The organism is Arthrobacter pullicola, assembly GCF_014836875.1.
Lineage (GTDB): Bacteria > Actinomycetota > Actinomycetes > Actinomycetales > Micrococcaceae > Arthrobacter_B > Arthrobacter_B pullicola.
This window is the reverse complement of the sequence record NZ_JACSQC010000001.1, coordinates 398,078-419,367: the sequence shown is the minus strand read 5'-3', so window position 1 is coordinate 419,367 and position 21,290 is coordinate 398,078. Positions and strand designations below refer to the sequence as shown.

Here is a 21,290-nt window from a genome sequence, read left to right as displayed (position 1 = left end):
CGCGGATTTAAGGCCCACCCGGCACGTCAGCCCGGTGGGGAACTCACCGCTTGGTTGCTGGTTAACCGGTGGCGGTGCCGCCGGCATAACCCGCTGAAGGGTAGGTGCCGTGCTGGATCACTGGGAGGACATCCTTCAGTCCCTGGCTGCCGGAACACCCTGCGCGGCCGCAACGATCATCCGCACGTCCGGATCGGTCCCGCGGCCGGCCGGAACTTCCATGGTGATCGGCGGCGGCGGGGAGGTCTGGGGCTCCCTGAGCGGCGGATGCGTGGAAGCCGCGGTGCTGGACTCTGCTCTCGAGGCGATTGCCGAGGGAATCCCCCGGACCGAAGTCTTCGGCTACAGCGACGGAGATGCCTTTGCCGCCGGCCTGAGCTGCGGCGGCAGTCTCGAAGTCCGGATCCAGCCTGTGGCTCCGGGTGCGCTTCCGTCCGGTCCTGCTCCTGCCGCACTGCTCCGGCGGCTCGACGGCGGCGGCCTTCCGCATGCTGTGTCCCCGGGTGAACCCCTGGCAGCTGCCCTGCAGGATCTGTTCCCGGCCGTGGACGCGGCAGTGCTGGTCCGATGGGGCTCCCGGCTGGAACCCCTCCTTGCCTCCGGGCACACCGGTACGGTCCAGCTGCCCGGCGGAGACTACGCCGGTGACTGCGGCGGGCAGGAGTCCCTGTTCCTGGAATGCCGCGCCGAGCCGCCGAGCCTGTACCTGCTGGGCGCCAACGATTATTCCGTGGCACTGTGCCGGATGGGTGCCCTGCTCGGCTACCGCGTCACGGTGGTTGATGCCCGGCCGGCCTTCACGAATCCGCACCGTTTTCCGGACGCCGAGGGTGTCCTCGTGCAGTGGCCGGATGCTGCGCTGCGCGCCGAGGCGGCCGCGGGCCGCCTGGATGCCCGCTCCGTGGTGTGCCTGGTCAGCCACGACGCAAAGTTCGACGTCCCGGCTCTGGCCGCCGCCCTCAGCTCGGCGGCAGGGTATGTCGGAGCGATGGGTTCCCGGCGGACCCACCGACAGCGGCTGCGGGCGCTGCGCGCCGCCGGCACCACGGAGTCTGCGCTGGCCCGCCTGCACTCCCCCATTGGACTGGACATTGGTGCGGCTACCCCCGCGGAAGTGGCGCTGTCAGTCTTCGCCGAGGTGACGGCCGCCCGCAGTGCCGGCGCCACCGGCCTGCCGCTGTCCGGGCTCCGCGGCCCTATCCATGCCTCATCCCGTCCTTTAAACCACCTCACCGCCAGCTAGGAGATCCCTGCGCGTGGATATAAACACCATTACGGACCTGGTTCCCACCTCCGACCCGGCGCACTGGCGCCCCGGAGACGCCTGGCTGGGCGGGGGCACGGTCCTGTTTTCCTACGGCAGCCAGAGCCTGCAGCGGCTGCTGGACATCACCCGCGCCGGCTGGAAGCCGCTCAGCGCCACGGACGGCGGGCTGGAGATCGCGGCCACCTGCACGGTCGCCGAGCTTTACGCCTTTGCCGGTGATCTGCCGGCCGCTGCCGCGGACTGGACCGCTCTGGAGCTGCTGCGCCCCTGCTGTGACGCCTTTGTGGCGTCGTTCAAAATCTGGAACGTCTCGACCGTGGGCGGCAACCTCTGCACTGCGCTTCCTGCCGGCCCAATGACCTCCCTGACCGCAGCCCTTGACGGCCGGGCCCTGGTGCTCTCGCCGGACGGCACACAGCGCACCCTGCCGGTCACCGAGCTGGTCACCGGCGACGGACAAACGTCCCTGGCTCCCGGCGAGCTGCTGCGCAGCGTAAGCCTTCCGGCCCACGCCCTGCGGGCACGCACCGCCATGCGCCGGCTGTCCCTGTCCAATCTGGGCCGCTCCGGTGTCCTGGTGATCGGCAGGGTCGATCCGGGCGGAGACTTCATCCTCACCGTCACTGCCTCCACCGTGCGCCCGGTCCAGCTGCGGTTCGGCAGCGTTCCCGGCCCCGGCGAGCTACGCGGCGCACTCGACGCCGCCATCCCGTTCGCCCTCTACCACGACGACGTCCACGGCCTCCCGCAGTGGCGGCAGTACATGACCGAGCGGCTCAGCGAGGAGATCCGCGCCGAACTGGCGGAGGCTTCCCAGGAAATGAAGGCGGCACAGTGACGTACATGGTTAATGGAAAACCCGTACCCGGCGAGCCGGCGCCCGGCCAGTGCCTGCGCACGTTCCTGCGGGCTGCCGGGAACACCGGCGTGAAAAAGGGGTGTGACGCCGGGGACTGCGGCGCCTGCACCGTCCACGTGGACGGGGTTCCGGTGCACAGCTGCATCTTTCCCGCCAGGCGCGCCGAAGGCCGGGACGTCACCACGATCGAGGGCCTGGCCGACGGCGGCACGCTGCATCCGATGCAGCAGCAGTTCCTCGACGCCCAGGGATTCCAGTGCGGGTTCTGCACTGCGGGCGCCATCATGACGGCGGCAACCTTCGGAGCGGAGGAATTCGAAAATCTGCCCCGGGCACTGAAGGGCAATCTCTGCCGGTGCACCGGCTACCGGTCCATTGAGGACGCGGTGAGGGGGACCCGGAACATCTGTGGGCAGGCCGGCAGCGAACCGCAGGACGAAGCCGGCCAAGGGTGCGCTGGATCCGGCGGATGCGGGGGCTGCGGCTCCGCCATCAACGGACTCAATCTCCCGGGCGCGGATGCTGCTGCAGCTCCGGAACCGGGTCCGGCTCCCTCCGGTCCGGCCGGAAGCGCGGGCGCTTCCGTCGGGCACAACATTCCGGCTCCAGCGGGGCCGGCCATCGTGACCGGAGCAGCCAGCTACACACTGGACCTTCCCCCGGAAACCTTCCCGGGCCTGCTGCACCTGAAGCTGGCCCGTTCCCCGCACGCCCACGCGCGGATCGTGTCCATCGATGCCTCAGCCGCCCTCGCGGTCCCCGGCGTGGAAGCCGTCTTTACCCACCAGGATGCCCCCGGGCAGCTGTTCTCCTCCGCGCAGCACGAACTGCACACCGACGATCCCGCCGACACCCGGGTGTTGGACGACGTGGTGCGCTTCAAGGGCCAGCGGGTGGCCGCCGTCGCCGCCGTGTCCGTGGCCGCTGCCGAGGCCGGCGTCCGTGCCCTGATGGTGGAGTATGAGCTGCTTCCGGCTGTCTTCGAACCGGATGATGCGCTGGCGCCGGATGCCCCGCTGCTGCACGCCGCAGCCGCAGCGGCGAGCGGCGTCGGCACCCCTGCCGCAAGCAACATCGTGGCCGAGCTGCACGCTGAACTGGGGGATCCGGAGGCGGGATTCGCCGCCGCGGCGGCGGTGCACGAGGGAACGTATTACAGCCAGCGCCTCCAGCACACCGCGTTGGAAACCCATGCCGCCATTGCCTCCTTTGACGAGGACGGGCGGCTGCTGGTGCGGACCTCCACCCAGGTGCCGTTCCTGGTGCGGCGCACCCTGTGCCGGGTCTTTGACCTTCCGGAGGACCGGGTCCGGGTGGTGTCCGGCCGGGTGGGCGGCGGTTTCGGCGGCAAGCAGGAAGTCCTGGTGGAGGACATCGCGGTGCTCGCGGCGCTGCGCCTGGGGAAGCCGGTGCAGCTCGAACTCACCCGTGAGGAACAGTTCACCGCCACCACCACCCGGCATCCGTTCCGGGTCCGGGTGCGCGCCGGGGCGGATGCGGACGGGCTGCTCACCGCGCTGGCCGTTGATGTCACCACCAACACCGGCGCCTACGGCAACCACGGTCCCGGCGTGATGTTCCACGGCTGCGGGGAATCCGTGGCCGTCTACCGCTGCGACAACAAGAAGGTTGACGCGCGGGCGGTCTACACGAACACCGTTCCCTCCGGTGCCTTCCGCGGCTACGGGCTGAGCCAGATGGTCTTCGCCATCGAATCCGCCCTGGATGAGCTGGCCCGTTCCCTGGGCCTGGATCCGCTCGAGTTCAAACGCCGCAACCTGGTGGTCGAGGGGGATGCGATGCTCTCAACGTCGCCCGCCGCAGCCGAGGACGTGCTCTATGGCAGTTATGGCCTGGACCAGTGCGTTGACCTGGTACGGGATGCGCTCGACGCCGGGGCCTGGGATCCGGAGCGCTCCGGGGACTCGCTCGGGCCGGGCTGGCTGGTGGGCACGGGCACCGCCGTCGCCATGATCGACACGGTGCCGCCGCGCGGGCACGTCTCCCATGCCCGGATCGCACTGCGGCCGGATGGACGGTACGGGCTCGACGTCGGCACCGCCGAGTTCGGCAACGGCACCACCACCGTCCACACCCAGCTGGCCGGCACCGCCTTGTCCACCAACCCGGAGAACATCGTCATCCGGCAGTCGGACACGGACCTGGTGGACCACGACACGGGTGCCTACGGTTCCACCGGAACCGTCGTCGCCGGCAAGGCCTCCCTGGCTGCCGCGGCGGAACTGGCTTCCCGGCTGAAGGGGTTCGCGGCGTCGTTGTTCCGCAACACCTCGGCCCAGGTTGCCCTGGAAGCCGACGCCGTGGAATGCGGCGGCGAGCGCGTGCCGCTGGCCGAGGTCTACCTGCGGGCGCAGGAGGCCGGGGTGGAGCTGGCGTCCGAAGGCCGCTGGGGCGGAACCCCGCGGTCCGTCGCGTTCAACGTCCACGGTTTCCGGATAGCAGTGGATTCAGGCACCGGCGAGATCCGGATCCTGCAGAGCGTGCAGGCCGCCGACGCCGGAGTGGTGGTCAATCCGATGCAGTGCCGCGGGCAGATCGAAGGCGGGGTGGCCCAGGCCCTTGGCGGTGCCCTCTATGAGGAGGTGCGGGTGGACGGCGCCGGGGAGGTCGAGACCCGGATCCTGCGCCAGTATCACATCCCCACCTTCGCTGACGTGCCGCGGACGGAGGTGCTCTTCGCCTCCACCAATGACTCCCTCGGCCCGCTGGGGGCCAAGTCGATGAGCGAGAGTCCGTTCAATCCGGTGGCCCCCGCCCTGGCCAGCGCCCTGCGCGATGCCACCGGCCTGCGGTTCAGCCGGCTGCCCTTCGCCCGGGATCGGGTGTACCTGGCGCTGCGGGAAGCAGGGGTGGCCCCGGATCCGGCGGAGCAGGCCTCATCTGGTGCCGTGCAGTCAGGTGCCGCGCGCCCCTGAGACCAGGTGGCAGTTCCCTTTTTGGCACCCGAAAGTGGCACCGGAGCTCAGGCCAGAGTGAGGAAGAGCTTCTCCATGTCCGCCTTGTCGGCCGTGGGATCCTCGCTCTTGAGGCACTGTTCGAGTCCGGTGGCGATGATCGAGAAACCTGCCCGGTCGATGGCCTTGGACGCCGCGGAAAGCTGGGTGACGACTGCCCGGCAGTCGCTGCCTTCCTCCAACATGCGGATCACGGCATTCAGCTGCCCCTGGGCCCGCTTGAGCCTGTTGATTGCCGGTTTCATCGTGTCCGCTTCCAGTTCCATGGCGGGCCCTTTCAGTGGTTGCCGTTTCGCTCATTCTATACCCCCAGGGGTTTCCCGGATCGCATGACAGATACCCCCGGGGGTATGTGTCATACTCATATCCAGGGCAGCAAGGAAGCCCAGCCATCCCACCCCAAGGAGCCACTCCGTGTGCCGCACCATCACCTGCCGAAAATGCCAGAAGACAACCTGGGCCGGATGCGGCCAGCATGTCCAGCAGACAATGGCCAAGGTCCCCCGCAGTGAACGCTGCCCCTGCAGTCCGAACGCTTCAAAGGAGACACCCAAGAGCGGGAACGGGTTCTTCGCGCGCCTCTTTGGCCGTTAGCACGTTCCAGCCATAGCCAGTGCGGCGATCACCCCCTCGATGACGGGGCTGGTCGCCGCTTTTGCGTGCACGGCTGGTTCGAACCTGCCTGGATGGTCATTTGACCAATACCCCAGGGGGTATTAGCGTTGACGGTGAACAGATACCCCCAGGGGTATCGCCATTCGAGCTATACCAGGAGAGAACATGCTGTTAGAGCGCATCTATGACGAGGACCTCGCGCAGGCCAGCTACTTCATCGGGTGTCAGGCCAAGGGCGAGGCCATCGTGGTGGACGCCCGCCGCGACATCCAGGTCTACCGGGAGCTTGCCGAGAAGAACGGCATGAGGATCACGGCCGTCACCGAAACCCATATCCATGCCGACTACCTCTCAGGGACCCGCGAGCTGGCGGCGGCAACCGGCGCCGCCACCTACGTTTCGGGCGAGGGCGGGGAGGATTGGCAGTACGGCTTCGACGCTGAGCGGCTTTTTGACCAGAGCACCATCACACTGGGAAACATCAGCATCAAGGCCCTGCACACCCCCGGGCACACTCCCGAACACCTCGCTTTCCTCGTGACAGACGGCGCCTTCAGTAGCGAGCCGGGATTCCTGCTCTCCGGTGACTTCGTCTTCTCGGGTGACCTGGGCCGTCCGGACCTGCTGGACGAGGCCGCCGGCGGAGTCGACACCCGGTTTGCCGGAGCACACGATCTTTTCGTCTCCCTGAAGGAGAAATTCCTGGTCCTGCCGGACTACGTACAGGTCTACCCCGCCCACGGATCCGGCAGTGCGTGCGGCAAGGCCTTGGGCGCCTTCCCGTCCTCCACCGTTGGTTATGAGCGCAGCTTCGCCTGGTGGGCCCCCTACCTCGCAGCCGACGATGAAGCCGGGTTTGTTGCCGAGCTGCTCGCCGGACAGCCCGATGCCCACGCCTATTTCGGCCGAATGAAGCGTGAAAACCGCCAGGGTCCCGCCATCCTGGGCGAACGCGCACCGCTGGCCGAACTTTCGACCCACAGTGTCGCTCAGGGGCTGGCAGGCAACACGATGGGCTTTGTTGACACCCGCAGCCACCACCAGGTCCACGAGGGCACGGTACCCGGCGCCCTCAACATTCCGGCCGGATCCAAGACCGCAAGTTTCGGCGCGTGGGCCGTGGACCCGGAGTCCGACCCGCGCCCGCTGGTGCTCCTGGCGCCGGACAGCGAAAGCGCCACCGGACTGTGGGACCACCTGATACGCGTGGGCATCGACAACGTGGCGGGATACCTCACCTCCCTGGACGGATTGCCCGTGGTGGTACCCCGCACCGTCTCCCCGGCCGACCTGGATGGCTTTGACCCGGCCCTGGTGCTGGACGTGCGGAACAAGACTGAACACGCCGCCGGGCACATCCCCGGCTCGCAACAGCTCAGCGCCGGACGCGTGCTGTGGAACACCGGCCGGCTTCCCGCTGACGGGGTCATCGTGACCTACTGCCAGTCCGGGGTCCGCAACTCCGTGGCGGCCTCCGCCCTGCGCCGGGCCGGGTTCGACGTCGTCGAACTGGCCGGCAGCTACGCGGGCTGGGCCGAATGGCAGCAGGCCCCGAACGCCGGATAGCCCAGTACACCCTCAGCCTCTTCAAAAGGACACACCCCATGAACCCCACACCCCAGACCGTCACCGCCGTCGAGCTCAAGACCTGGCTCGCCACCGGCACTGATGCCCTCATCCTTGATGTTCGCTCCAGCGCTGAATTCGAGGCAGCGCATATCAAGGGCTCCTGCAACGTTCCACTGCCGCTGCTCGCTGAACACGCCGGGGAGCTGGTCCCGCGGCTGCGGACCACAGTCGTCCTCGTCTGCCAATCCGGAGTGCGTGCGTCCGAGGCCCGGAAGAACCTGGCCGCGGCCGGCTTCGACGATGCGCACGTACTGGTAGGCGGGGTTCCCGGATTCCGGGAGGCGGAAGGCCCCATCGTCGAAGGTTCCAAACGCTGGGCTCTTGAACGCCAGGTGCGCATGGCCGCCGGTTCGCTGGTAGTCGCCGGGCTGGCCGGCGGAAGATTCCTCTCACCGCGCGCTCGGACCCTCACCGGCGTTATTGGCGCCGGCCTGACGTTCTCCGCGGCGACCAACACCTGCGCCATGGGCAAGGCACTGGCCGCGATGCCCTGGAACAGAACCGGGGACGAACCGAGCCTTGAATCCGTTCTCGCCCAGCTCCCCGCAGCACCGCAGGAGCAGTAAGAGACCCCATGACGCTCCCCCTTTTACTAACGCTCCTGTTATCGGTGCTGATCGGAATCTCACTCGGCCTCCTCGGCGGGGGCGGTTCCATCCTTACCGTCCCGATCCTGACCTATGTCGCCGGCATGAACCCGAAGGAAGCCATCGCAGCCTCCCTCTTCGTCGTCGGGGCAACCAGCGCGGTCAGCGCTGTGGATCATGCCCGCGGGAAACGCGTGCGGTGGCGGACAGGCCTGGTTTTCGGTGCCGCGGGCATGGCCGGGGCCTTCGGTGGCGGCCTGCTTGGCGGACACATCCCTGGAACCATCCTCATGATTGCCTTCGCCCTCATGATGGTCGCCACTTCCCTCGCGATGATCCGCGGCCGCAGGAACCCCACGGGCGCACCCCGGGAAGGTGACCTGCCCGTCGGCAAAGTCATTGTCGAAGGCTTAGCCGTTGGCCTGGTCACCGGCCTGGTCGGTGCGGGCGGCGGATTCCTGGTGGTCCCGGCACTCGCATTGCTCGGCGGGCTGTCAATGCCGGTAGCGGTGGGCACGTCCCTGGTTGTTATCGCCATGAAGTCGTTCGCCGGGCTTGGCGGCTACCTCACCACCGTTTCCCTGGACTGGGCGCTGGTGGGCGGCGTCACCGTGGCTGCGGTCCTTGGCTCATTCATCGGTTCCCGCCTCAGCGGCCGCATTCCCGAAGCCGCACTGCGCAAGGGCTTTGGCTTCTTTGTCCTGGCCATGGGCGTCTTCGTCCTGGTTCAGGAGCTCCCCTCACCGGCCAGCCTGATCCTCGGTATTACCGCCACCGGCATCGCAGCCGCAGCCGCCCTGTGCTGGTTCCTCATCCCGGTGTGCCCCCTGCGCCGAACACCCCGGGACGGGGGTGCCGCGGAAGTTGCTGGATAAAGCACTTCCGCTTGGGATCCGCCACAATAAGGCATGGCCCAGTTCAAGATTTAAGGACACGCGGCCAGACGACCTTGAAATTGTGCTCATCGAGACGCCTCGCCACGATTGGGGAATCCGCGGTCTGCCGGGGGACGAATTGCAGCTTGACTACGAAGTCCGGCAGTAAGGCCGGACGCCCGGCAGCGCCGTCGGCATCGACGATCACCCGGGGCAGGCTTGACCCAGCGGCACCACCCACTGAATTGCACCGAGTGCAACGGTGCACTTAGTGTAGTTATGTGCTTCCAGCCTGTTCTGCCCCGGACCGCCGGGCGGCCCTCAAGAACCGCCACCGGCAGGCGATCATTGATGCCTGCGCGGCCCTCCTCTCCGAGCGGCGCGGCACGGACTTCTCGGTGGACGAACTCGCCCGGCGCGCCGACGTCTCCCGCCGCACGGTTTTTAACCACTTTGCGTCCCTGGACGACGTCGTCACCGAGGTCGGAACCGGCATCGTGGGCGCTGTCCTCACCCTTCCGCCAGGCACCGCGCCGGAGGAGCGTTCCCCGCTGGATGATCTGGTGGACCTGGTCAGCTCGCCGGAGTTCATCGGGGCCATTTCCTACCTGACACAGGTCCTGGGCCGCGCGGACAGCCGTTCGTCGCCGCAAAAGGCAATCCTGGCCTTCCGCTCTGTCACGCTGGCGGGAAACCAGGTCATCACCGCTCTGCTGTCCCGCCACCCCCATGCGGACCCGCTGGAGATCGAACTCCTGGTCGGCACTTTCGCCGGCGGGGTGAGCGTCATCTACGAACGCTGGAGCGCCCAGACCGGGGCCGTGGATACGCCCGAGTCCCGCGGAGCTTGGCTTGAACTGCTTCAGCGCCTCATTACTGCCCTCCGCACCGGCCACGCTGCCGGCACGCCACCCAGCGAATCCTGAGCCGCTGACGGGCTCCATCTGACCGCCTCTTCCGCCGCAACCCCAATCCAAGGACCCCCCAATGGCTGAATTCCTTTACCGCCTCGGACAGGCCGCCGCCCGGCGCGCCCGCACCGTACTTGCGGTGTGGATCGCTGTGCTGGCTGTCGCCGGAATAGCGTTCGCGCTGTTCGGCGGCACGCTCTCCTCCGCGATCTCCATCCCCAACACGCCCACCACCCAGGTCACCGACAGGCTGCAGCAGGAGCTGCCGGAGGCCTCCGGCGGCACCGGTTCGATTGTGCTCCAGACGGAGGACGGTTCGGCATTCACGGCCGAGCAGCGCGACGCCATCAGCGCACTCATTGGAGACGCTAAGGCCGTGGATGGCGTGGAAAACGCCGTCGACCCCTTTGCCACCGAGGCGCAGCGCGAAGAACAGTCCCGGCAGCTCGCTGACGGACAGGCACAGCTCGACGCCGGACTGCAGCAGATCGAAGCAGCGCGGGCCGAACTCGACGCCGGCCAGGCGCAGCTGGACGCTGCCCGGGCCCAGGCGGAGGCCGCCGGAATGCTGGCAATGGCCGAACCGCAGCTGGCCGCGCAGCAGGCCCAGCTCGACGCCGGCCGGGCGGAACTGGAAGCCCAGGCCGCCGCGGCGCAGGAGCAGGCACCCCAGCTGGAACAGGGCGCAGCACTGCTGAACATGGCCAAGGAAATCCGCATGGTCTCCGAGGACGGGAGCACCGCTGTGGTGACCGTGGTCTTCGAGGACACCCAGATGGAGATTCCGCAGGAGACCAAGGACGCCGTGGTAGCCCTGTTCGAGGACGCGGGAATCGAGGGTGTGAAGGCTGATTTCTCCGCTGACATCACCCAGGGCATCCCCAGCATCGTGGGCGTCGGCGAGGTTGTCGGCCTGGTCATCGCGGCCATCGTCCTGGTGGTTATGCTCGGCACCCTCGTCGGCGCCGGACTTCCGCTGGTGACCGCCCTCATCGGCGTCGGCATCGGCGCCCTGGGCGCCCTGGCGTTCTCCGGCGTCGTCGAAATGATCTCCGTGACCCCCGTGCTGGGCCTGATGCTCGGTCTGGCCGTGGGCATCGACTACACCCTGTTCATCGTCAACCGGCACCGCCGCCAGCTCAAGAACGGCTTCGAGCTCGAAGAGTCCATCGGCCTGGCCAACGGCACTTCCGGCAACGCCGTCGTCTTCGCCGGGGCCACTGTACTGATCGCATTGCTGGCCCTGAACATCAGCGGCATTCCATTCCTGGGCCTGATGGGCACCGTGGGCGCTGCGTGCATTGCGATCGCCGTGCTTATCGCCGTGACCCTGACACCGGCTCTGCTGAAGCTCGTTGGCATGCGCATCCTGAGCAAGAAGGAGCGGGCCTCCATCTCCTCCGCGGCCGAGGCCGGCCAGCCCGCCGCCGCAGCTGCCCCGGTAAAGCCGATGTCCACACTCAGCGCCGTGCTCACCGCTGTGGCTGCGATCGCTGCGCTGCTGGTCATCGCCGTTCCTGCCCTGGATCTGCGGACCGGGCTGCCGGACGGCTCCTCCGAACCGCATGACTCCACCCAGTACCAGGCGTATTCCACGCTGTCGGAGAAGTTCGGTGAAGGCCAGAACGGCACCCTGCTGGTAGTCGCCGAGCTGCCGGACGAGCCCACCGAAGCTGAAGCGACCGAGGCCCAGGCCGAGATCGCCCAGATCCTCTTCGACCAGGACGGCGTCTCCGCTGTGGCGCCGATCGGTTCCTCCGAAGACGGCAGCACCGTCGCCTTCCAGGTGGTCCCCACCGAGGGTCCCACCAGCGAGTCCACCGAGAACCTGGTCCACACCCTGCGGGATATGTCCCCGCTGGATGGAACCTATGAGATTGGCGTGGCCGGTTCCGCGAGCGGCAACATCGACATCTCGGACAAGCTCTCGGACGCCCTGCCGATCTACCTGGGCGTCGTCGTCGGGCTCTCCCTGCTGATCCTGATCCTGGTGTTCCGGTCGATCTACGTGCCGGTCATCGCCACGCTCGGGTTTGTGCTCTCCTACTTCGCGGCCCTCGGCGGCGTGGTGGCGATCTACCAGTGGGGCTGGCTCGCCGGCGTCTTCAATGTGGAGACCCCCGGCCCGATCCTGAACTTCCTGCCGACCATCCTGGTGGGCATCCTGTTCGGCCTGGCCATGGACTACATGCTGTTCATCGGCTCCGGCATGCGTGAGGCCTACGCCCACGGAGCGCCGTCGCGCGTCGCCGTCGTCCAGGGTGTCCGGGCTGGCCGGTCCGTGGTGACCGCCGCGGCGATCATCATGGTCTCGGTGTTCGGCGGGTTCGTCTTCTCCCACAGCGCCATGATCCGGCCCATCGGCTTTGCCCTGGCGTTCGGCGTGCTGCTGGATGCCTTTGTGGTGCGGATGCTGCTGATCCCGGCCCTGATGCACCTGGCCGGTGACAAGGCCTGGTGGCTGCCGAAGTGGCTGGACAAGATCCTGCCGGACGTCGACGTCGAGGGTGCTTCGCTGGAACGCCGGCACCCCCACGAGTCCCACGCGCCTTCTGCGCAGGTGGAGCCGGCAGAGCAGCGCTAGCCTCCTTCCCCCGACCCAACCCAGCTAACAGCAGCTGCCTCCGGCCACAGCCGGGGGCAGCTGCTGCAGGTTAAGGCCCCTGAGCTGAAGCCCTTCACATCAGATCCGCGTCATATTGCGAGGACTTACGAAACAAAATATTGGACTGAGTCCAAAACGCTTAGGCTGGCGGCGACGGTGAATGACCTTGGGGGATCCATCCTCCGTCGCTTTCAGCTAACACTCTCCCCTGCCAGGCCGTTTGCCGACTGAGGAGACAGATAGCGTGAAGCATTCCCACCCAGCAAGACTTTCCATAGCCGCCAGCGCGGCCGCTGCAGTGCTCGTACTCGGCGCCTGCACTCCAGCCTCATCCTCTGAAGATGCCTCGTCCATCCATGCCTGCCTCGACAGCTCGACGCTGGAGTTCTCCAGCATTACCTCGGAGACTGACGCGTTGTCATGTGGTCCGGATGAGCTGCCTGTCTCCTGGCTGGCTGCAGGCCCTGCTGACAAAGCAGCGCCCACTTTCGCTGCGACAGCAGAAGCACCTGCAGGTGAGAAAGGCGTCCCCGGCGAAAAGGGCGGCAAAGGCGATGCGGGCGGCAAGGGGGATGCGGGCGAATCCGGAGCCCAGGGCCCGGCCGGCGCTACCGGTGCTCCCGGCGGGTCCGGAGCCGGGGGCACCGACGGAGCCGACGGCGCGTCAGGGACTAACGGGACTAACGGGACCAACGGAGTAGACGGGGCACCCGGAGCCGACGGCGCTGCCGGAGTAGACGGGGCACCCGGCCCGGCAGGAGCCACAGGCCCAGCCGGAGCTAACGGAGTAGACGGGACTGACGGGGTAGACGGGACTGACGGGGTAGACGGGGCACCCGGAGCTGACGGAGCACCCGGCCCGGCAGGCCCAGCCGGAGCCGACGGGGCTGACGGGGCGCACGGGGCTGACGGGGCTGACGGAGCAGCAGGCCCGGCAGGCCCAGCCGGAGCCGACGGGTCAGACGGGGCTGACGGAGCCGACGGGTCAGACGGGGCTGACGGAGCCGACGGAGCACCCGGTGCCACAGGCCCGGCCGGCCCAGCCGGAGCCAATGGTAGCGACGGAGCCAACGGCGCACCCGGACTTCCCGGCCGAGACGGCAACACCATCCGCAATGGCGTGGGCGCACCCGTTGCCACCTTCGGTGTGGACGGTGATTTTTACCTGGATACAGCTGCCTTTGCGGTCTATGGGCCAAAGGTCTCCGGGACGTGGCCCGGCGCAACCCAAAGCCTTATCGGACCGCAGGGACCAATAGGCCCGGAGGGGCCGCAGGGCCAGGTCGGCCCGGTAGGGGCCCAGGGCACCCAGGGCGTGCAGGGGATTCAGGGTTCAACCGGTTTGGCCGGAGCGGTCGGACCAGCCGGACCGACCGGGCCACAGGGACCCCAGGGACCCGCCGGCGACGGATCAGTTTTTACCGGGTCCTTGCCGTTCATCGATCCGTCGGACACCGCCGCCTTCATACCGCTGTCCGGCACCTCGGCGGTTGCCGCCGAGCGTGACGCGGCAACGGCACTGCCCCTGGACGGCACCCTGTCCGGATTCACCGGTGCCGTCACTCCGCGGGCCGGCACTGTCACCCTCACCGTCCGGGTCAACGGCGCAGACACCGGCCTGGCCTGCACGCTTGCGGACATGGTTGCCGCCTGCGCCGCCCCGGCCACACCGGTTACCGTCTCCGCCGGCGATTCGGTCAGCATCGGCTACGCTTCCACCGGCGGGCTGCCGGTGAAGAACCTCCGGTACGCTCTTGGCTTCAGCGGCGCGCAGCCGTGACGCCGCCCACCGGACCCAGCCGGCGGATTTTCCTGGCCGGGACGGCTGCACTGGCAGCCGTCGCAGCCGGCGGGGTGCCGGCGCGCGCCGCCGCCGGGAAGCCTGATCCCTATGCGGCCCAGACGTGGGAGCCGCTGGTCGGTGAGCCCCTGTCCGTCGGCGGCCTACAGGTTCGACTCGCCGACGTCGAGCGCTCCACGGCGGGCTTCCGGCTGACAATGGAGTCCGATTCCGCGGACATCACCGAAGGCCTGCACCGCGTCCATCACCCGGGCATCGGCCCGGTGGACCTCTTCCTAACCTCACACGGGCAGCGTGCCCTGGCCGTCTTCACCCACTTACCCAAAGGACTGTAATCATGACTGATGCGTATCTCGGCGAGATCCGAATGGTTGGATTCAATTTCGCCCCCGCTGGCTGGGCGCACTGCAACGGACAGATCCTGCCGATCCTGCAGAACACGGCACTGTTTTCGCTGCTTGGAACCATGTACGGCGGGGATGGAATGAACACCTTTGCACTGCCGAATCTCCAGGGCACCTTTCCGCTCCATATGGGACAAGCCCCCAGCGGCTCCCAATACCTGCAGGCGCAGCGCGGAGGCCAGGAAGCGGTTGTCCTTAGATCCCAGGAGATGCCTGCCCACTCGCATCCGCAGCACGGGTCGCCTGAGCAGGTCTCCGACCGGCCGACAGGAAAAGTCCCTTCCCGCGGCGGCAGCTTTGGGTCCATCAGCTCCGGCGCCGACATGGCGCCAACGGGGATAGCGGGCGGCAATCAGCCGCATAACAACATGCCCCCGTATCTGGCCATCAATTTCATCATCGCGTTGAATGGCATCTTTCCGCCGCGCAGCTAGTCCCGGCGTATTTAGGGAACGGTATACCTAGATCGCCTTCCCCGGATTCAGGATGCCCAGCGGGTCAAGGGCGGCCCGGATGGTGTGCATAACCTCCAGGGAAACACCGCCGAGTTCCTCTTCGAGCCAGTCCCGCTTGAGCAGGCCAATTCCGTGTTCCCCGGTCAGTGTGCCGCCGAGGGACTTGGCCAGCCGGAACATCTCCCCCAGCGCCACCTTGGGCGGGCCTTCCGTGACCGAGTCCTCGGGATCCATCACAATCATCGGGTGCAGGTTCCCGTCCGAGGCGTGCGCAACGGTGAAAATCCGCACCCCGGTCCGCGCGGAGATTTCCTCCAGCCCGGAAACCACCTCCGCCAGGCGTCCGCGCGGAACCCCGATGTCTCCGATCGAGACCCGGCCCAGCTTCTCCAGCGACGGGATGGCCTCCCGCCGTGCCCTGACCAGGGCTGCCGCCTGCTCGTCGTCGACCGCCTTTTCGCAGGTGCCAAAGGGCGCGACGGCGTCCATCACCACATCCTGTTCCAGGAACGCACCGTGGCCATCGGTCTGCACCAGGAGGAACGAGGCGCCGCGGGACCGGTAATCCGTGCCCAGCGCTGCATCCACCGCTTCCAGGGTCTGCCCGTCCATCAGTTCCATCATGGAGGGCTGGATCCGGGATGCGACGACGGCGGACGCGGCCCGGGCCGCCTGCTCCACGTTCGGGAAGAACGCCGCCACCGTGGCGGTCTGCACCGGCAGCGGCCGCAGCCGCAGGGTCGCCTCCACCACGATGCCGAGGGTGCCTTCCGAGCCGATCATGAGTGCATTCAGGTCATACCCGCTGACCCCTTTGATGGTTTCGCGGCCAGTGCGCAGTTCACGTCCGTCGGCGAGGATGACGCGCAGCGCCAGCACCGCCTCGCGGGTGACACCGTACTTGGCGCAGCGCATTCCGCCGGCATTGGTGGCGATGTTCCCGCCGATTGAGCAGATGGCGGTACTCGCCGGGTCCGGGGCATAGAACAGTCCGTACTCCCCCGCTGCCGTATTCAGCTCCGCATTCAGGACCCCGGGCTGAACCACTGCCAGCTGCTCCTCGGGGTCGATCCGCAGGATCGCGTTCATGCGGGAAACGTCCAGCACCACTTCTCCGGCCCGGGCCGTGGAACCCGCGGCCAGCCCGGTTCCCGCCCCGCGGGGCACCACCGGAACCCGGTGCGCGGTGGCCAGCCGCAGGAGGTCAGCCACCTCCCCGGCATCGTGCGCGTAGACAACTCCGTCCGGCAGGCTGGGCGGCTGGTAGCCTGACCGGTCCGCACCTGCTTTTGCCCGGTCCGCAAGGTCGACCGAGGAATGTGCCGCTTCCGCCAGCAGCGCCGCAGTTGTCCCGGGCACCGGTTCGGAACCCGGCTGGATAGGCAGGGATTCGGTGCTCACTACGGAACCATCCACCCCAGGATGGAGGTGGACTGCAGCCAAATGAGCAGGGTCATCATGACCAGGAGGCCCAGGCTCCAGCCGATCAGTTTTCTCAGCAGTGTGCCTTCGACGCCGTTCAGGCCCACAGCGGCTGCCGCGATCGCCAGGTTCTGCAGCGAAAGCATCTTGCCCAAGACACCTGCCGAGGAGTTGGACGCTGCCATCAGGGTCGGTGAAAGTCCGGTTTCATTGGCCGCCGCAACCTGCAGCTGGCCGAACAGCGAGTTGGAGGAAGTGTCCGAACCCGTCAACGCCACCCCAATCCAGCCCAGCAGCGGGGAGAGCAGGGCGAAGAAACCGCCTGCGGAGGCCAGCGCCACGCCCAGCGTGGTGGTCTGTCCGGACAGGTTCATCACAAAGGAGAGCGCCAGCACCGAACAGACCGTGACGATGGTCCAGCGCAGCGTCTTGAGCGTTTCGCCGTAGATGCGCACGCCTGTGGCTGGTTTGATGCGGTAGAGCAGCATCGTCAGGATGCCTGAGAACAGCAGCAGCGTGCCGGTCGACTTCAGGTGGTCGAACCGCAGGTTCTGCGCGCCCACCGGATCACCGGCGGAGTTCACCACGTCCAGGCCCGGCCAGTGGAAAGTAACGCCGCCGACGGCGGTCAGCCAAGCCTTGATCGGCGGGATCTGCGCCAGGGAAAAGACCACGATGATGATCAGATACGGAGCAATGGCGAGCCAGACGCTGCGGCCCGGGGGCCTCCCGGAGTCCTGTTCCCCGCCGATGCTCCCCGCCTCCGCCCGGGCTCCGGTCCCGCTCCGGTCCCCGGTCTCATTCCGTCCCCCGGTCCGCGTCAAGGTGTCCGTTCCCTCTGTGGCACCCACCTGGGCGCCCTCCCCGCGGCTGCCCTCGGCGTCGTCGTTCACCGTTTTCCCCGAATTGCCAATGAGTTCCTTGGGCTGCCAGACCCGAAGCATGGCCAGGACCGCGATGACGGTAGCCACCGCAGCCACGACGTCGGTCAGTTCGACCACAAAGTAGTTCGACGCCACGAACTGCGCCAGCCCGAAGACGAAGCCAGCGACCAGCGCCACCGGCCAGGTCTGCCGGACGCCGCGCTTGCCGTCGACCAGGAACACCAGGATCAGCGGGACGATAAGGGCGATGAACGGGGTCTGCCGGCCGGCCATGGAGGAGAGCTCATGCAGCGGGATTCCGGTCACCCCGTTGAGCGCGATGATCGGGGCGGCCATCGCCCCGAACGCCACCGGCGCCGTGTTGGCCAGCAGGGCCACCATCGCCGCCTTCAGCGGTTTCATGCCCGCGGCCATCAGCATGGCGGCAGAGATCGCCACCGGAGCACCGAACCCGGCCAGTGATTCGAGCAGGGCCCCGAAGCAGAAGGCAATCAGGATGGAAAGGATGCGGAGGTCATCCGAGATGGAGCGGATTGTCCGGCCCAGGACATCGAACCAGGGAGTGGCAACGGTCAGGTTATAGATCCAGAGCGCGTTGATGAGGATCCAAAGAATAGGAAAGACCGCGTAAAAGGCGCCCAGGGCGGTGGCCGAGAATGCCTGGTCCAAGGGCATTCCCCAGCCAAAGACACCCAGCAGAATGGACAGCACCAGGGCAATAATCCCGGCCTGATAGGCCTTGAGCCGGAAGACGCCCAGCATCACAAAGAGCAGGAACAGCGGCAGTGCAGCCAGGATGGCTGAGAGCACCAGGGAACTGCCTACCGGATCAAGGACCTGTTCAAACTGCGCCGTCGGAATACCCACAAAAACTCCCTTGTTTTTGTTCGGCCGGATCGCTCCCGACCTGAGCGGGACTTACGTTGCGTTGACCCTAGGCTTGCGGTTTCGGCTGGTCAACGCTTTCCTGCCTCCTTTTGCCGGTGAAGAACCAGAAACTGCTCCTTTGAGTGCCTAAAAGTCCCCTATCTGTTATTGCAGGCAGGGCATTTTCCAAGGCTGGTGCAGGATGTATTCATGAGCTCAAACATTTCCCGCACCGCTGTTATCACCGGAGCCGGCTCAGGCATTGGCCGGGCCACGGCCCGGGCGTTCCTCGCCGCCGGATGGCAGGTTGCCCTGGCCGGCCGGCGCGAAGAAGCGCTGGTTGAGACGGCCGCGGGCGATCCGCACGCGCTGGTGGTTCCGGCGGACGTCACCCGGCCCGACGACGTCGAGCACCTGTTCAGCGCCGCCGCCGAAGCCTTTGGCCGGGTGGACGTGCTCTTCAATAACGCCGGCAGCTTCGGGCCGGCCGGATCTGTCGATGAAATCAGCCTGGCAGACTGGAACAACACGATCGCCGTAAACCTCACCGGAACCATGCTCTGCGCCGCTGCGGCCATGCGCCAGATGAAGCGGCAGGATCCGCAGGGCGGCAGGATCATCAACAACGGCTCGGTTTCCGCGATCGCGCCGCGCCCGCTGGCGGCCGCCTACACCGCAACCAAGCACGCCGTCACCGGGCTGACGAAGTCCATCGACCTGGACGGGCGGAACTACGGAATCAGCTGCGCCCAGATCGATATCGGCAATGCCGCAACGGAACTCCTGGGGGGAATCACCTCGGGCGGGGCGCTGCAGCCCGACGGCAGCCGGCGCGTGGAACCAAGTTTCCCGGTGGAGGATGCCGCGCGGACAGTGCTGTTTATGGCTGAACTGCCTGCAGCGGCGAATCCCGGATCAGTGGTGCTCACGGCGGCGGGCATGCCCTTTTTGGGCCGCGGCTAAAACGGCGGCCTAATTGCTGCGGGATTCCCGCGTCTTTTTCTCGTTGGCCTTTTGAATGGCGGTTACCAGCTCGTCCTTGGTCATTTTGGAACGGCCGCTGACATCCAGCTTCGCTGCGATCCCGTAGAGGTGCTCCTTCGAGGCGTTGGCATCCACACCGCCGGCAGTCTCCGCACTGGAGTTCCTGCCCTCAGCGGCTTTCTGATCCGACGGGCCGCTGGAGGCCTTAGGCTCCCAATGATCGCCGACCTTCTCATACGTGTGTTTGAGCGAGGCGTAGGCGGTCTGGGCTGCCCGCTGCTCGTCGCCGTATTCCTCGATCGCTGAATCGTAGGTCTTCGCAAAGGTGTCCTGCGCCTTTTTATCCGACCGCTGCAAGGTCGAGGGCAGTTCGCTCTTTTTCGCGTTGCCGCGCTGGGAAGTCTTCTGCACTCCTAGTCCTCCCCATCCGGGACGCCGACCCACGCTTCCGTTTCCGGAGCGGCGTCCGCGGGCGCGATGCCCATGGCCGCCTGAACCTCGGCACTGTCCGTGTCATCAGCCACGGGTTCGGGATTCCGCCATTCCTGGGCGTGGTCGGGGACAGCGCTGCGGGTGAGGTTCTGCGTTTCGTGCTTCAGTTCCTCGTCCATGCGGCGCCCGTGGGTGCTGTTTCCGCGTTCGGCCATGGTGCTTTCCCTCCGGTCGGCAATTTACTAAGCGTCCTTACGGTTTATCACCCTTGCCGGGACTGCTCAACCCGCCCGGCGTCCCTGGCGGGTCAGCACTCCACAACGTTGACGGCGAGGCCGCCCATGGCGGTTTCCTTGTACTTCGAACTCATGTCCTTGCCGGTTTCCCGCATGGTCACGATGACTTCGTCCAGGGAGACGCGGTGTTCCCCGTCGCCCCAGAGCGCCATCTTGGCAGCGTTCACCGCTTTACCGGCGCCGATGGCGTTGCGTTCAATGCACGGGACCTGCACCAGCCCGCCAATGGGATCGCAGGTGAGCCCTAGGTTGTGTTCCATGGCGATCTCGGCCGCGTTTTCCACCTGTTCGGGCGTTCCGCCCAGGATCTCCGCCAGCCCGGCAGCGGCCATGGACGACGCCGAACCCACCTCACCCTGGCAGCCCACCTCGGCACCGGAGATGGAGGCCTGTTCCTTGTAGAGCACCCCCACAGCGCCCGCAGCCAGCAGGAAGCGGACGACGGCGTCGTCCTTCTGTTCCGGCGTGGCCGTGTCCATGCCCGGCGCGTAGTGCGTCGCGTAGAAGAGAACGGCGGGGATGATGCCGGCAGCGCCATTAGTGGGCGCGGTGACTACCCGGCCGCCGGAGGCGTTTTCCTCATTGACGGCCAATGCCACCAGGTTGACCCATTCCTGCCAGAAGCGCGGGTCCCGGTTAGGGTCCTCCTGGCGCAGCCGGGTGTGCCACTGGGGTGCCCGGCGGCGGACCTTCAGCCCGCCGGGCAACAGGCCGGTGCGGGCGATCGCGGAATTCTTGCAGTCTTCCATCACATCGCGGATATGCAGCAGACCGGACCGGACCTCCTCCTCCGAGCGGGAAACCAGCTCGTTGGCCAGCATGACCCCGCTGAGAGGCAGCCCGCTGGCGGTGCAGTGTTCCAGCAGTTCCGCGGCCGTCCGGAAGGGGTAGGGAAGCTGCTGCTTGGACGCGGCGAGCTCGCGGGCGGCGTCATCTTCTTCGCCGCCGCGCACAATGAACCCGCCGCCGACCGAGAAGTACGTGGCTTCGTGCAGCACTTCCCCGCCGGAGCCGGTGGCCGCGAAACGGATGCCGTTGGTATGCCGCGGCAGGACGGTCAGCGGGCGCAGTACGATGTCCTCGCTGCCGTACGGCAGCAGGACTCCGCCGCCGTACTGGCCGCCCAAATTGATTTTGCCCGAGGACTCAATGGCGGCGAGCCGTTCCTCCATCTGCTCCGGCAGGATCTCTTCCGGAGCAAAACCCTCCAGCCCCAGCAGAACCGCGGGCATGGTGCCGTGCCCGCGGCCGGTCGCCGCGAGGGACCCGTACAGATCCACGCGGAGACCGGCCGTGAAGTCCAGGAGGCCGGCGGCGTCCAGTTCACGTGCGAAGGCAGCGGCGGCCCTCATCGGCCCCACGGTGTGGGAGCTGGAGGGACCGATTCCAACAGTGAACAGGTCGAAAACGCCGACAGCCATC

General features: G+C 67.2%; 18 protein-coding genes. 12 read left to right on the top strand and 6 right to left on the bottom strand.

The window, feature by feature from the left end; genetic code table 11:
* Window positions 1-109 precede the first annotated feature (109 nt).
* Genes H9638_RS02000 through H9638_RS01990 form a run of 3 tightly spaced genes read left to right on the top strand, consistent with a single transcriptional unit; the run spans window position 110 to window position 5,062 of the window.
* Window positions 110-1,243 (top strand): XdhC family protein, encoded by a 1,134-nt coding sequence (locus H9638_RS02000; RefSeq protein WP_191745501.1) that lies wholly within the window; start codon window positions 110-112, stop codon window positions 1,241-1,243.
* A 13-nt stretch (window positions 1,244-1,256) separates the two neighbouring features.
* Complete coding sequence (locus H9638_RS01995; protein ID WP_191745500.1) at window positions 1,257-2,105, top strand: FAD binding domain-containing protein; 849 nt, start codon at window positions 1,257-1,259, stop codon at window positions 2,103-2,105.
* A 5-nt stretch (window positions 2,106-2,110) separates the two neighbouring features.
* Window positions 2,111-5,062 carry a molybdopterin-dependent oxidoreductase gene (locus tag H9638_RS01990; protein WP_191745499.1) on the top strand — a complete coding sequence of 984 codons (2,952 nt, stop codon included), beginning with the start codon at window positions 2,111-2,113 and terminating at the stop codon, window positions 5,060-5,062.
* Between the two features lie 47 nt (window positions 5,063-5,109).
* Here the strand turns inward: H9638_RS01990 and H9638_RS01985 are convergent, their stop codons facing one another.
* Window positions 5,110-5,367 (bottom strand): metal-sensitive transcriptional regulator, encoded by a 258-nt coding sequence (locus H9638_RS01985; protein WP_191745498.1) that lies wholly within the window; start codon window positions 5,365-5,367, stop codon window positions 5,110-5,112.
* Window positions 5,368-5,881: 514 nt separating this feature from the next.
* Here H9638_RS01985 and H9638_RS01980 point away from each other — a divergent pair.
* From H9638_RS01980 to H9638_RS01945, 8 genes are all read left to right on the top strand, one after another.
* A complete protein-coding gene (locus H9638_RS01980) occupies window positions 5,882-7,282 on the top strand; it encodes an MBL fold metallo-hydrolase (RefSeq protein ID WP_191745497.1) in 1,401 nt (466 codons plus the stop codon).
* 38 nt (window positions 7,283-7,320) lie between these two features.
* Entirely contained in the window at window positions 7,321-7,911 is a 591-nt protein-coding gene (locus H9638_RS01975) for a rhodanese-like domain-containing protein (protein WP_191745496.1), read from the top strand.
* An 8-nt stretch (window positions 7,912-7,919) separates the two neighbouring features.
* Window positions 7,920-8,807 carry a sulfite exporter TauE/SafE family protein gene (locus H9638_RS01970; protein ID WP_191745495.1) on the top strand — a complete coding sequence of 296 codons (888 nt, stop codon included), beginning with the start codon at window positions 7,920-7,922 and terminating at the stop codon, window positions 8,805-8,807.
* A 281-nt stretch (window positions 8,808-9,088) separates the two neighbouring features.
* Window positions 9,089-9,733 (top strand): TetR/AcrR family transcriptional regulator, encoded by a 645-nt coding sequence (locus tag H9638_RS01965; protein ID WP_191745494.1) that lies wholly within the window; start codon window positions 9,089-9,091, stop codon window positions 9,731-9,733.
* Between the two features lie 61 nt (window positions 9,734-9,794).
* On the top strand, window positions 9,795-12,302 hold the full coding sequence (locus tag H9638_RS01960) for an MMPL family transporter (RefSeq protein WP_191745493.1): 2,508 nt from the start codon (window positions 9,795-9,797) through the stop codon (window positions 12,300-12,302).
* Between the two features lie 265 nt (window positions 12,303-12,567).
* Window positions 12,568-14,103: a collagen-like domain-containing protein gene (locus tag H9638_RS01955; RefSeq protein WP_191745492.1), complete on the top strand. Its 1,536-nt coding sequence runs from the start codon at window positions 12,568-12,570 to the stop codon at window positions 14,101-14,103.
* Window positions 14,100-14,459 carry a DUF6916 family protein gene (locus H9638_RS01950; RefSeq protein ID WP_191745491.1) on the top strand — a complete coding sequence of 120 codons (360 nt, stop codon included), beginning with the start codon at window positions 14,100-14,102 and terminating at the stop codon, window positions 14,457-14,459. The genes H9638_RS01955 and H9638_RS01950 overlap by 4 nt, the downstream gene beginning before the upstream one ends.
* A 2-nt stretch (window positions 14,460-14,461) precedes the next feature.
* A complete protein-coding gene (locus H9638_RS01945; RefSeq protein WP_191745490.1) occupies window positions 14,462-14,962 on the top strand; it encodes a phage tail protein in 501 nt (166 codons plus the stop codon).
* A gap of 27 nt (window positions 14,963-14,989) precedes the next feature.
* Here the strand turns inward: H9638_RS01945 and H9638_RS01940 are convergent, their stop codons facing one another.
* Together H9638_RS01940 and H9638_RS01935 are read right to left on the bottom strand one after the other, a co-directional pair.
* Complete coding sequence (locus tag H9638_RS01940; protein ID WP_318241748.1) at window positions 14,990-16,384, bottom strand: FAD-binding oxidoreductase; 1,395 nt, start codon at window positions 16,382-16,384, stop codon at window positions 14,990-14,992.
* On the bottom strand, window positions 16,384-18,156 hold the full coding sequence (locus H9638_RS01935; protein WP_318241747.1) for an L-lactate permease: 1,773 nt from the start codon (window positions 18,154-18,156) through the stop codon (window positions 16,384-16,386). The genes H9638_RS01940 and H9638_RS01935 overlap by 1 nt, the downstream gene beginning before the upstream one ends.
* Window positions 18,157-18,366: 210 nt before the next feature.
* Here H9638_RS01935 and H9638_RS01930 point away from each other — a divergent pair, with 210 nt between their 5' ends.
* Complete coding sequence (locus H9638_RS01930) at window positions 18,367-19,119, top strand: SDR family oxidoreductase (protein ID WP_191745489.1); 753 nt, start codon at window positions 18,367-18,369, stop codon at window positions 19,117-19,119.
* 9 nt (window positions 19,120-19,128) lie between these two features.
* Here the strand turns inward: H9638_RS01930 and H9638_RS01925 are convergent, their stop codons facing one another.
* The 3 genes from H9638_RS01925 to H9638_RS01915 all read right to left on the bottom strand — a co-directional run bounded on the left by H9638_RS01925 (window position 19,129) and on the right by H9638_RS01915 (window position 21,289).
* Window positions 19,129-19,551: a ChaB family protein gene (locus tag H9638_RS01925; RefSeq protein ID WP_191745488.1), complete on the bottom strand. Its 423-nt coding sequence runs from the start codon at window positions 19,549-19,551 to the stop codon at window positions 19,129-19,131.
* Window positions 19,552-19,553: 2 nt separating this feature from the next.
* Entirely contained in the window at window positions 19,554-19,787 is a 234-nt protein-coding gene (locus H9638_RS01920; RefSeq protein ID WP_191745487.1) for a hypothetical protein, read from the bottom strand.
* A 92-nt stretch (window positions 19,788-19,879) separates the two neighbouring features.
* Window positions 19,880-21,289, bottom strand: coding sequence for an L-serine ammonia-lyase (locus H9638_RS01915; RefSeq protein ID WP_191745486.1), 1,410 nt, complete (start codon window positions 21,287-21,289; stop codon window positions 19,880-19,882).
* Window position 21,290 lies beyond the last annotated feature (1 nt).

Bases quoted from the DNA above. Each gene is read 5' to 3' on its own strand.
- H9638_RS01990 (WP_191745499.1), top strand. From the start codon at position 2,111: ATGGTTAATGGAAAACCCGTACCCGGCGAGCCGGCGCCCGGCCAGTGC.
- H9638_RS01985 (WP_191745498.1), bottom strand. From the start codon at position 5,367: ATGGAACTGGAAGCGGACACGATGAAACCGGCAATCAACAGGCTCAAG.
- H9638_RS01980 (WP_191745497.1), top strand. From the start codon at position 5,882: ATGCTGTTAGAGCGCATCTATGACGAGGACCTCGCGCAGGCCAGCTAC.
- H9638_RS01975 (WP_191745496.1), top strand. From the start codon at position 7,321: ATGAACCCCACACCCCAGACCGTCACCGCCGTCGAGCTCAAGACCTGG.
- H9638_RS01970 (WP_191745495.1), top strand. From the start codon at position 7,920: ATGACGCTCCCCCTTTTACTAACGCTCCTGTTATCGGTGCTGATCGGA.
- H9638_RS01960 (WP_191745493.1), top strand. From the start codon at position 9,795: ATGGCTGAATTCCTTTACCGCCTCGGACAGGCCGCCGCCCGGCGCGCC.
- H9638_RS01945 (WP_191745490.1), top strand. From the start codon at position 14,462: ATGACTGATGCGTATCTCGGCGAGATCCGAATGGTTGGATTCAATTTC.
- H9638_RS01930 (WP_191745489.1), top strand. From the start codon at position 18,367: ATGAGCTCAAACATTTCCCGCACCGCTGTTATCACCGGAGCCGGCTCA.
- H9638_RS01920 (WP_191745487.1), bottom strand. From the start codon at position 19,787: ATGGCCGAACGCGGAAACAGCACCCACGGGCGCCGCATGGACGAGGAA.
- H9638_RS01915 (WP_191745486.1), bottom strand. From the start codon at position 21,289: ATGGCTGTCGGCGTTTTCGACCTGTTCACTGTTGGAATCGGTCCCTCC.